Raw genomic sequence first — 10,878 nt, 5'->3', positions numbered from 1 at the left:
ATAAATACCCAGAAAGGTACTCCCTAAGGTCACTCCATACGAGTAACGGTGACGCGTAAAGTAGGGTTGTCAAATCGATGCGCATTGGTTAAAGCCGACTGAGCTAAGCCATCATCCTGACTTACCACACCAGGATGCATTGCAACAAAGTCGACATCGTCTCGCTCGGCATTAAAGCCTTCCCCACCACCGGCAGGTCCCGGGATTGTCGTGACTAATTCAGAGTTTTTCTCGGTTCCTGAATCATAAGAACTTGTTAGCATAGAAATACTTTCGCCGACAGCCAAATTTGTTAACGACATAGCATTGACGCCGGTAAAGGCATCGTTGGTATTCACCAGCATAGTCGCCAGTGACAAATGACTGGGTACGACTTCAACACTGGTCACCATTATCGATTGCGTTAACCCTGGCATTAACACCCCCTCGCCGACGCCGCTGGCTAAAACCATATCCAGGCTGAGCACATCGCTACCGTCGCCACTTTCGGCGAGTAATTCCAGAGCAGCAGAAGCGGGCTCGCCAATGCTCCACAATTGACCGCCATTATGCAGCACAACGGTAACCGGCGACATTGGCTGCGCATGGGTGATATTGCTTACCGAAATTTGATAGGAAATAACAACCGGATCGATCGGTGGCTCAATGGTTATGTCATCATCGTCATCATCGTCATGAAAGCAGCCGGTTAGCGCCAATAAACTGACAGTGGCAACAGTGAAAACGGTTTTTGACAAGTTAATTTTGTGCATTAATGAAATCATGATTATCCACTCCTATTTCACGACAACCGTGACTTCCGCCACCGGGTTTAACCAGCGATGTATGGTGTTATTTAAATCACTTTTACCGGCCATGTCATCATCATCACCTAAATTACCGCGATGGATGTGCACATAGGTATTCGCTTCCATTGTGGTGACTCCGGTTGCCCCAGTTCCCGCATCCATACCCGGTGCCGCCGGAATCCCCGGAGCTCCCGGTGGCCCTCCAACCATACCAACAACAATTTCATCATTCGCTTCGGTACCAGCATCATAGGCATTTAAGGTAAATTGGTAAGTGCCGGCAGTGGTTGGCAGCATCCAACTGTCGAGTCCAACAAAGCCATCATTGGTGGGTAACAACATGGCGGCAATAGATAAGTAGTTGTTGCCATCGCTGGTAGTTAGCATGGTTGTGGTCGACATCCCTGGCTCTAATAAGCCCGCAGCTGGGTTTTCAACCATATCCGCAGATGCCGTTGCCAGCATTGCGGCGACGCCAGAAATGTCGCCACCTTCAGCCAACGCCTGCAATTCACTGCTCGCCATTTCACCACTTCTGAAAATGCTGGTATCTGCCGTATGAGCAGCGACTATGATTGGGGTGTAATATATGCCTTGGGTGACATTACTCACGGTTATTTCCAATTCCGCGGCATTCGCCCAAGCACCGGCGCAAAGCAGAGGTAACATAGTCACTATTGGTAGTAATTTATTCGGTATTGCCGTTAATTTAATATTCATCATCATTATTCCTTATTCACTGCTGTCTGAAACTGCATTCAGTATGAAGAGGAAATGTCGCAACCAGATCACGCAAAAATCACAAAAGTATCACAAAACATATTTGCAAACGTGATGATTGGTAATGAAATTTTTTCTGGAATTACCGTTCGAGACAACACTCTGCCCCGATAGACTAAAGTTTATTGGCTCAGTAATAACCAGTTTGCTAGGTTATTAATATAACTTTTCAACAGGAATGAAGATGGCCAACGAAAACACCTATAATGCACTCTATGTAGAAGAAGTTGCTGACAAGCAATTTAGCCAAAACATCCGCGAGCGCAGCATTAACGACTTACCCGATAATGATCTGTTAATCGACGTACATTATTCATCTCTTAATTTTAAAGATGCGTTATCTGCCAGTGGCAATAAAGGGGTAACCAAAAACTACCCGCATACGCCAGGCATTGATGCTGCCGGAGTGGTAATAGCCGATAAATCCGGCACCTTTAATGTTGGTGATGAAGTAGTCGTCTTCGGTTATGATTTAGGAATGAACACATCTGGAGGGTTGGGGCAACGAATTTCAATACCGGCTAACTGGGCAGTTAAATGCCCTGCGACATTGTCTTTAAAAGAATCGATGATCTACGGTACCGGTGGGTTGACCGCCGCGCTTTGTGTCGAAAAAATAGAACGAATGGGCGCAACCCCTGCTGATGGGCCCGTAGCCGTTACCGGAGCGACGGGTGGTGTAGGCAGCTTTAGCATCGCGTTATTAAAGCGCCTGGGATATTCAGTGACCGCTTTTTCAGGAAAGCCGGAGCAAAGCGAACATTTAACCGACATCGGGGCAAGCGCAGTATTGCACCGCGATGTGATTAATGAAGTCAATGAACGTCCGATGGGCCGAGGTCTTTGGGCCCATGGTATCGACACCTTGGGCGGTGATTACCTGGCAAACTTGTTAAAACAGATAAAACCTGGCGGTGGCGTTTCGGCTTGTGGACTCGCCGCATCACCATTTTTTAACTTAAATGTGTTCCCGTTCATTACCCGCGGCGTATCTTTGCTAGGCGTTGACTCGGTAAACATTCCATTAACTGCAAAACAGCACATTTGGCAACGTGTCGCCACCGATATGAAACTAGACAATCTGGCTGAATTAGCGGAAGAAATACGCCTTGAGCAAGTGCCCGAGTACTTACAACGCTTTATTGATGGCAACGTGGTGGGTCGCTACGTAGTTAATTTAAAAAAATAAAAAAATATTAAATTTTATTTAATTAAGCCTTACCTATCTAAGGCTTATAAATCCTCTACAAACCATTGTATTACTTTGCTTTTTAAGATAGATTCATAGCAACTTCTTTAAGTCACAAGGATTGTACTATGTTGAAAAGATTGCTGAAAACAATTGCCATTGCGCAACCATCACTGCCCTGTCTGAAAACCCCTGTTTTATTGCTGTTATTAACTGCCAGTTATTCAAGCTCGGCGCAAAAACCCAATTGGCACTTTTTCGAGGCTCAATATTTAGATGCAACAATTGATGAACGGTTAGACGCTGATGGTTATGCTGTTACTGGCGCATATGCATTGTTTAGCGATGTGTTTATCATCGCCCAATATGAAGCGTTAGAGGTAGAATACAAGTTAGATGACAGTTTTTCTAATGCTGACATCAACCGGTACTTTATTGGTTTAGGTTATAATTATGAGTTTAATGAATTCACTGAGTTTTACGCAATTCTTGCGCTGAAAAACATTGACTATCAAAGCCGTGGCAACAAAGCAGATAATGATGGTTACGCGGCAACGCTTGGTCTGCGCTCATTCGTCGCTGAAAAAATAGAGTTAAATATTTATTACACCTATCTCGACATTGATTATGACAAAAGTCTTGATTACTGGGGGGCTATTGCTGAAGATTCCAATGAAACCGGCATCACTGGCCTATACCACATTTCCAAGAACGTGAGTTTAGGGCTAGGGTTCAAGGAAAGTGAGGGTTACGAGCAAACATCCGTATCCATCAAGTATCATTTTTGATGATAAAGCTGTTGAAACCCTTTGATGGTAAAACCATTGAGAAATTGGTCGCCTATTTTCAATACTGGCACACCGCGATAACCCGTTAAATTGAATTCTTTTCGTCCCGCCGGGGTACTGGTATTACACAAGCGGTATTTAATACCTTGCTGAGCAAGGTATTTTTTTGCCGTTTCGCAATGGGGGCAGCGATTCATGGTGTATAACACAACACGTTTCATCATCAATTACCTAAGCGTTAAGCTCTTGCGCCACCGCCTCGACTATCGCATCGGGCTTGGTTAAATATAAATTATGATTAAGCAATACCAAACGATCACCAACAGCAAGCATTAACGCGGGAAAAGCGGTAGTCGCAATAATGTCTTGCATCTCGCCAATTTCGCCTAAAGCGAATTCGGCATCTTTGGTTAACTCACTTTTGAACACTTTGCCCGGAGGGGACAATTTAAATTGCTCAGCAATGTCACTAAAATCCGCCTTATCGGTAAATGGGGTATTATCGATGAAGTGTTGTTGCTGCAATACTGTCAGCACCTTTAACGCAAGCTCTGGGTGTTTATGACTTACCCAAGCCATCAGGTTTGCTGCCAAAGTCGCATTTTGTGGCACATTCGAACAATCAAGGTAGTCTTCACCAAATTCGACCGCGGATTGATTCGCAACCGCATCCACTTGCTTCTTACCGGCACTGTCACTGCCGTCATAATGAGCGAAATGCCATAAATGCATTGGCATCTCTGGATAAGCTGAATGAATGCTATTGACTAGTGCGGTCGTGGCATAACTCCAGGGACAATGGGAGTCATAAATAAAAAATAATTGTGAATTCATCTGGCAATCTTATTTAAATTTTAAAGTTTGGTAGATTTTAAATAGTTTTAGCTAAATAAGCTATTTTTGATTTTAAAAAATTGAATGAGTCCCTGAGTTATAAAAGTTATAAACCACGAGTCGTTTTAAAAATACGCGATGTTGTCGCTTCAAACGTACTCAGCAGCAATTGCTTTGCGTCTTCTTTTGCCAAACAACTCGTTAACGGCTGTTTACTAAATGCAATTTTACTCACCCGTACCATTGCATATTCTACAGTTTCCTGGTTCCACAGGAACTCAACTCGGCAATTAATCTCACCCCCATCTTCACGATAGAAAATCTTAACACCGCCAGTGTTAGAGAGTAGAGCCATATTCATTCTGTCATTTTCGACAAATCGATTATCCTGGTCCGCTTGTAAACTTCCAAAAGACAGAGAAAACACTAAGAATACGCTGACTATATATAATACTTTCATAACAACCTCATTTAAAATAAGTAAATCAGGTGATTAAATTAACCCTTGCTTTATTTGATTACAAACGATATAAACTTAACATCAATTAAGATTTTCTTATACCATGAAAAATTTACCGCCATTAAAATCACTGCCTGTGTTTCTTACCGCAGCAAAAAGTAACAGCTTCAAAGCTGCAGCCACGCAGTTATTTGTAACCCAAGCCGCGGTAAGTCAACAAATCCGCCTATTGGAAGATCATTTAGGTTGCCAATTATTTGAACGGCAAAGTAAACAGACTCGCTTAAATAACAAAGGCAGGCTGTTACTGCCTTTTATTGAACAAGCCTTTAATCAAATTAGCCAGGGAGTTAAAGCCGTTGCCTTTGAACCTAACCGCAATGATTTGCGTATTAGCGCAACTCATTCGGTAACCTCATTGTTACTTATCCCGATGTTCACCGACTTTCAGCAACAAAACCCAGATTTAAATATTCAATTTGCGCCTAATAATAAACTTGAAACCTTTGAAGAATTGGACATAGATATTGCCATAAGGCATGGATTAGGGGTTTACCCCGGACTTGAAAGCCGAAAGCTGATTGAAGATACCATCGTTTTGGTTGCCTCACCGTTAATCATAAACAGTGATAAAAGAGATAGTGAAGCCATCTTCAAGTTACCTTTACTCGAAGATACCAGTGCGGACGTGCAGCAGGCCATTACTGACTGTTGCTTAACATTTAACGTCAACCGTGAACAACTAAAATCAAAACTAAAAACCAACGACTCGGTCCCAATCATTCAAAATGCGCTGGCTGGTCAAGGGCTGGCATTCATCAGCAAAGTCCTGGTGGCTCAACATTTAACCGATGGTAATTTAATTAATGTGCTGGATTATGAATATCAAACACCGCTTTCATTATATCTGGTGGCCCCTGCTCAGCACTTTACCTGGGGTAAAATAAAAAGCTTCGAAACCTGGGTTACCAGTATTATCAACGAAGATAACGGTTAACTGCCACACTGCCATTTCATCCTAAACCACTTATTTCGCCAATTTATGTAATTAACCCAAGACTATTGCCGAAAAACAACCGATAATTAGCGCAATTATGATTAATCCGCCAATTGGAAGCGTTTAAAACCTCAACGACCAAAAAGTTTTAAACGTTTTCGATTGCAGCGCACGACTCCGGAAACTATGCAATGGAAATCAAAGTCAATTTTCTCGACAACCTCAGAATTGAAGCTAAGTTTGATGATTTTACTGTCATCGCTGATCAACCTATTCGCTACAAAGGTGATGGCTCAGCACCAAGCCCTTTCGATTACTTCTTGGCTTCATCCGCCCTTTGTGCCGCCTATTTTGTGCGAGTGTATTGTTTGTCCCGTGACATTCCTACGGAAAACATCAGGCTGTCGCAAAACAATATTGTTGATCCTGAAAACCGTTATAACCAAATTTTCCAAATTCAGGCAGAGCTGCCAGAAAGCATTTCGGATAAAGACAGACAAGGTATCTTAAGATCGATTGACCGCTGTACCGTGAAAAAAGTCGTGCAAACTGGCCCTGAGTTTAAAATTGAGACGGTAGAAAACCTCGACGAAGACGCGCAAGCCATGCTTATGGGTCAAGCAGAAGACGATGCCAGCCATTACATCCTGGGTAAAGACTTGCCACTTGAACAAACCATCGCCAACATGACCGGAATTTTGGCCGACCTTGGCATGAAAATCGAGATTTCTTCCTGGCGCAATATAGTGCCAAATGTGTGGTCACTGCATATTCGCGATGCGGCGTCACCTATGTGTTTTACCAACGGGAAAGGCGCAACCAAAGAAAGTGCACTTTGCTCGGCGCTGGGCGAATTTATTGAGCGCCTTAACTGTAATTTCTTTTATAACGATCAGTATTTGGGCGCAGATATTGCCAACAGTGACTTTGTTCATTATCCCAATGAAAAATGGTTCAAGCCAGGCGCTAATGATGAGTTGCCAGCTGGGATTTTGGATGAATATTGCTTAGACATCTACAACCCAGGCAGTGAACTTCGTGGTTCACACCTAATTGATACCAACTCAGGGCTAGTTGAGCGTGGTATATGCTCTATTCCCTATGTGCGTCACTCCGATGGTGAAACCGTGTACTTCCCATCGAATTTGATTGAAAATTTATTCTTAAGTAACGGCATGAGTGCCGGCAATAATCTGTATGAAGCGCAGGTGCAATGCCTGTCAGAAATCTTCGAACGTGCAGTAAAAAGACAAATCATCGAAGAAGAAATTGTCTTGCCTGACGTGCCGCAACACGTGCTTGAGAAGTACCCAAGTATCTTAGCAGGCATTAACGCCCTGGAAGAGCAAGGTTTCCCGGTGGTGGTTAAAGATGCCTCATTAGGCGGCCAATTCCCGGTGATGTGTGTGACGTTAATGAACCCAAGAACCGGTGGTGTATTTGCATCATTCGGTGCTCACCCAAGTTTTGAAGTGGCGCTGGAGCGCAGTCTGACTGAACTATTGCAAGGGCGCAGCTTTGAAGGATTAAATGATGTACCGCCACCAACCTTTAACAGCCTTGCGGTAACAGAGCCGGAAAATTTCGTTGAGCACTTTATCGATTCAACCGGTGTTATCTCTTGGCGCTTCTTTAGTAGCGATCATGATTATGAATTCAGCGAATGGGATTTCTCCGGCAGTAACGAAGAAGAAAATGAGTGTTTATTGGCCATTTTAGCGGAGCTGGGCAAAGAAGTTTACATTGCCGTATTTGATCAACATGGCGCCACGGCTTGCCGTATGCTGGTGCCAGACTATTCAGAAGTGTACCCAGTGGAAGACCTTATTTGGGACAATACCAACAAGGCGCTGGATTACCGCGAAGATATCTTGAATATTCATGCTTTGAGTGATGATGCCCTGGCAAGTTTGCTCGAGCGCTTAGAGGAAAGTCAGCTAGATAACTACATCGACATCAGAACCCTGATTGGCATTGAATTTGATGAAAATACCGTGTGGGGACAGCTGACCATTATTGAGCTGAAAACTCTTATTTACCTAGCCCTGGGCGAGCTTGACGAGGCCATTGAACTGGTAGCAGAGTTCTTGCAATACAATGACAACACCGTAGAGCGCGGCTTGTTCTATCAAGCGGTTCATGCCGTACTCGAGATCACCTTAAATGAAGAGCTAGAACTAGAACACTTTATCAATAACCTAAACAGAATGTTCGGTAAAGAAACCATGATGAATGTGGTCGGCTCGGTGACAGGCTCGGTGAAATTCTTTGGCCTAACCCCAACCAGCATGAAATTAGAAGGCTTAGACAAGCACCTAAGACTGATCGAAAGCTACAAAAAGCTTCATCAGGCCCGGGCGGCGAAAGCGGCGAATTGATGCCAATGCTATTAAGTTAGTTGTGCAAAAAAGAGCTATCTTTGATAAGACCGCTGCGGGATCAGTGTAGGCAAAGGAATGCCAGCGAGAGCCGCTCACATAACCCGTTAATAAGCACCTTCATCCCGCTATGCTTTTGAATGGGATCTCCTCCAGTTTCGAAGCGACTTGAATGCGTGCATAGTGCCACAATGAGAAGTAGAAAAAATCGCCGTCATCCCCCACGAGCGGAGCGAGGTGAGGGACCTCCTGACGTACGCTGTGACTCTATAAATTAGTTTTTTAGCTTAATTCGAAATCTTCAATTGGTCCGGAAAGTGCCATTGAGAGACGTTTAACCTTCAAGTGTCAGGGCATACTCCGAAACAATTAACCACGTCATTGCGGCGCAGGCCGCAACCCCCTTTCGGATATAGCGTGCCTATAAACAATCGCTTCCACAAACTAATTTCAACTAAGCTACACTTAAATTTCATTCATTGAAAAGGAATTCAATCATGAAGCACCCCGCAATTTATATCATTTCAAATACGCATAATACGGTATTATACATTGGCGTAACCAGCAATTTAGTTCAACGAATTTACCAACATAAAGAAAAGCTTATTGGTGGTTTTAGTGCTAAATACAACTTAACAAAACTTGTTTATTTTGAATTATTCAACGACATGGAAAACGCGATTGTAAGAGAAAAGCGATTAAAGCAGTGGCATCGAAGATGGAAAAATAGATTAATTGGAGGGGTAAATCCAAACTGGCGAGATTTATACCTTGATATTATTTGAGTTTATTTTCGCTAGCCACAGCATGCGTCAGGAGGTTAGGCCTGCGCCGCAATGACGGTGTGTTTTTTCTAGATTAAGTGGTGTATTGTACGGCTCTTATTCGCTCATTATGTCCTTAGCCATTATTGATTTTGGCTGAAATGGCTTTGATGTTTCTCATTAAGATAGCCATCGCAACAACGCCTAATCCTAGCAAGATGTATTTCTTATTCCCATCTAAATAATTAGCAATTAAAAACATGTAAATGGAAATGAATGTAAATAGAATTGCTACTCCTAGCCTACCTGCTAACTCAATAATTTTGATTTTATTGATAACTAGCTCCTTATTTTCTATACGTCGCTCTATACGACCTTAAAATTTTCAATTGGTTAAGTACCAATAAAATCCAATTTAGCATAAATAATATGAAAACCATCTTCCTCAAAGCTTTTTGTATTCAGGACTTTGCCTTTTTCAGGAAATTTCACAGACTCTAAACTAGTCAACATGCTTACATAGATGTCTGTCCAAGAATTAAACTCCCTTTCAACTCCCAGAATCTCGCAAGTTAATTGTTTACAAGTCAAGTTAAGCAAATCAAAACCATTACTATTCTCATGCTGCATAATGACATTTCTGATATCCTGCTCCATGATAAATGCCCAATTGATATCCGTATCTGCATCTTGTTTTGCCATAGGACTATTCAAAAAATCATTGTTTTTTTCAATCATGTCTTTTAAAAATGGTGATGTTTGCTCAGAAGCATATTCATCAATTAACGTGTTTATCCGTTTTTTATGTGTGTTAGACCAATCTTTTAACTCCTGTGATAAACTGCCTTCATGATAAGTTGGTTCAATTTCTCTTGCTTTTTGTTTAGACACAACTTCATTACTAGACTGATGTTCATCGTCAAAGTCCTCATTTAAAGTTTTTAGTTTGGAGAGCTCAGAGGTTTCGTTTGTGGAAGAAGTATTATCTTGCTTAGTATTTATAGTTGAATTACTAAGTTCTGCATCTAGGGAAGACAAAGGTGCGGAGTCTGATCTGGAGGTTTTTTGGTAACTTGAGTTTAAGCTATCTCCATTTACTATAGGGTAAAGATTATAACCAACAAATAAACTTACTACCGATACTATCAAAATCACTTTTAAATTTGTCATAAAACGTCCTTGTTAACTATCATGCGCAAGATAGTATATTTCTAACTAATTACTTTAATCACCAGCGGCCGCTGAACGCTCACAACGGCCTGTGAGTCTTTGATTACATTACGTTAAATTACACATGGACTCAAGTGTCCTGTAAGGTCAAGGGGCTACTTGATTTAACCTAAAACCTTTTAATGCTATAGATTACTGACAGATTACTCTGGCTTCAGGTACAAACTCTACATTGGTGCTTTCGCTAACTTCAGAAGTAGCGATATCAAAGCATAAGTAAACAGTTTGGTTTGAAGCTTGGTAGTCTGCAAAATAAAAAGAAACAGGGATTATCCTTTCTTCACTAGTTCGTGTTTGAATTAGTTAAAGAAAGTAATGAAGGCTTCAACGACCGCTTCTCATTTCAGCCAGTGGTGAACTTACTTACCACCACAAGTAACAACCCAACAACCAATGCGTGCAACCTGTATGCTGACCACGATATTGAGTCGCTACTAACTGATTTTATATATTCGTTTTCGTTCGAACTATGAAACATATCAACGGGAAGGAAATCTATAACAGACAATACGATACCGTACGCCATTAGTACCAAGGCTAAAATTAATAATATTTTGCTCAACTTTATCTTTCCTTGATTGTCTCTTGTTTCGCTCTTTTCAGACCTTAACAATATCAGGCTCTTACGTCAAAGTCGTGGCAGAAGTTGACGGTTCTGATAATCCCTTAT

At 42.1% G+C, this 10,878-nt stretch carries 11 protein-coding genes; 5 read left to right on the top strand and 6 right to left on the bottom strand.

Annotated features, from left to right (window positions below; genetic code table 11):
- Positions 1–29: 29 nt before the first annotated feature.
- Positions 30–764: a spondin domain-containing protein gene (locus tag ND16A_RS08150; protein WP_235282117.1), complete on the bottom strand. Its 735-nt coding sequence runs from the start codon at positions 762–764 to the stop codon at positions 30–32.
- 12 nt (positions 765–776) lie between these two features.
- The gene (locus tag ND16A_RS08155) at positions 777–1,511 is read right to left on the bottom strand and encodes a spondin domain-containing protein (protein ID WP_443080348.1); all 735 of its coding nucleotides are present in this window, start codon (positions 1,509–1,511) and stop codon (positions 777–779) included.
- 241 nt (positions 1,512–1,752) lie between these two features.
- On the opposite strand from ND16A_RS08155, the gene ND16A_RS08160 reads away from it, so the two are divergent.
- Both ND16A_RS08160 and ND16A_RS08165 read left to right on the top strand, forming a co-directional pair.
- Positions 1,753–2,757 (top strand): YhdH/YhfP family quinone oxidoreductase, encoded by a 1,005-nt coding sequence (locus tag ND16A_RS08160; protein WP_033077842.1) that lies wholly within the window; start codon positions 1,753–1,755, stop codon positions 2,755–2,757.
- 128 nt (positions 2,758–2,885) lie between these two features.
- A complete protein-coding gene (locus ND16A_RS08165) occupies positions 2,886–3,545 on the top strand; it encodes a hypothetical protein (protein WP_033077841.1) in 660 nt (219 codons plus the stop codon).
- On the opposite strand, the gene ND16A_RS08170 is transcribed toward ND16A_RS08165, so the two are convergent.
- From ND16A_RS08170 to ND16A_RS08180, 3 genes are all read right to left on the bottom strand, one after another.
- Positions 3,536–3,769: a glutaredoxin family protein gene (locus tag ND16A_RS08170; protein WP_327144559.1), complete on the bottom strand. Its 234-nt coding sequence runs from the start codon at positions 3,767–3,769 to the stop codon at positions 3,536–3,538. The genes ND16A_RS08165 and ND16A_RS08170 overlap by 10 nt on opposite strands.
- Before the next feature lie 7 nt (positions 3,770–3,776).
- A complete protein-coding gene (locus tag ND16A_RS08175; protein WP_033077839.1) occupies positions 3,777–4,379 on the bottom strand; it encodes a protein disulfide-isomerase in 603 nt (200 codons plus the stop codon).
- Positions 4,380–4,485: 106 nt separating this feature from the next.
- On the bottom strand, positions 4,486–4,839 hold the full coding sequence (locus ND16A_RS08180; protein ID WP_033077838.1) for a hypothetical protein: 354 nt from the start codon (positions 4,837–4,839) through the stop codon (positions 4,486–4,488).
- A 103-nt stretch (positions 4,840–4,942) separates the two neighbouring features.
- On the opposite strand from ND16A_RS08180, the gene ND16A_RS08185 reads away from it, so the two are divergent.
- From ND16A_RS08185 to ND16A_RS08195, 3 genes are all read left to right on the top strand, one after another.
- Positions 4,943–5,836, top strand: a complete 894-nt coding sequence (locus tag ND16A_RS08185; RefSeq protein WP_033077837.1) for a LysR substrate-binding domain-containing protein — start codon at positions 4,943–4,945, stop codon at positions 5,834–5,836.
- A 191-nt stretch (positions 5,837–6,027) separates the two neighbouring features.
- The gene (locus tag ND16A_RS08190; protein WP_033077836.1) at positions 6,028–8,214 is read left to right on the top strand and encodes an OsmC domain/YcaO domain-containing protein; all 2,187 of its coding nucleotides are present in this window, start codon (positions 6,028–6,030) and stop codon (positions 8,212–8,214) included.
- A 497-nt stretch (positions 8,215–8,711) separates the two neighbouring features.
- Entirely contained in the window at positions 8,712–8,999 is a 288-nt protein-coding gene (locus tag ND16A_RS08195; RefSeq protein WP_033077835.1) for a GIY-YIG nuclease family protein, read from the top strand.
- 372 nt (positions 9,000–9,371) lie between these two features.
- Here ND16A_RS08195 and ND16A_RS08200 read toward each other — a convergent pair whose 3' ends face one another.
- On the bottom strand, positions 9,372–10,148 hold the full coding sequence (locus ND16A_RS08200; protein ID WP_033077834.1) for a hypothetical protein: 777 nt from the start codon (positions 10,146–10,148) through the stop codon (positions 9,372–9,374).
- Between the last annotated feature and the right edge of the window lie 730 nt (positions 10,149–10,878).

This window comes from Thalassotalea sp. ND16A (genome assembly GCF_000764205.1).
Classification (GTDB): Bacteria; Pseudomonadota; Gammaproteobacteria; order Enterobacterales; family Alteromonadaceae; genus Thalassotalea_A.
The sequence above is the reverse complement of the archived record's forward strand: the minus strand, read 5'-3'. Positions and strand labels throughout refer to the sequence as shown.

Bases quoted from the DNA above. Each gene is read 5' to 3' on its own strand.
- ND16A_RS08150 (WP_235282117.1), bottom strand. From the start codon at position 764: ATGATTTCATTAATGCACAAAATTAACTTGTCAAAAACCGTTTTCACT.
- ND16A_RS08155 (WP_443080348.1), bottom strand. From the start codon at position 1,511: ATGATGAATATTAAATTAACGGCAATACCGAATAAATTACTACCAATA.
- ND16A_RS08160 (WP_033077842.1), top strand. From the start codon at position 1,753: ATGGCCAACGAAAACACCTATAATGCACTCTATGTAGAAGAAGTTGCT.
- ND16A_RS08165 (WP_033077841.1), top strand. From the start codon at position 2,886: ATGTTGAAAAGATTGCTGAAAACAATTGCCATTGCGCAACCATCACTG.
- ND16A_RS08170 (WP_327144559.1), bottom strand. From the start codon at position 3,769: ATGATGAAACGTGTTGTGTTATACACCATGAATCGCTGCCCCCATTGC.
- ND16A_RS08175 (WP_033077839.1), bottom strand. From the start codon at position 4,379: ATGAATTCACAATTATTTTTTATTTATGACTCCCATTGTCCCTGGAGT.
- ND16A_RS08180 (WP_033077838.1), bottom strand. From the start codon at position 4,839: ATGAAAGTATTATATATAGTCAGCGTATTCTTAGTGTTTTCTCTGTCT.
- ND16A_RS08185 (WP_033077837.1), top strand. From the start codon at position 4,943: ATGAAAAATTTACCGCCATTAAAATCACTGCCTGTGTTTCTTACCGCA.
- ND16A_RS08190 (WP_033077836.1), top strand. From the start codon at position 6,028: ATGGAAATCAAAGTCAATTTTCTCGACAACCTCAGAATTGAAGCTAAG.
- ND16A_RS08195 (WP_033077835.1), top strand. From the start codon at position 8,712: ATGAAGCACCCCGCAATTTATATCATTTCAAATACGCATAATACGGTA.
- ND16A_RS08200 (WP_033077834.1), bottom strand. From the start codon at position 10,148: ATGACAAATTTAAAAGTGATTTTGATAGTATCGGTAGTAAGTTTATTT.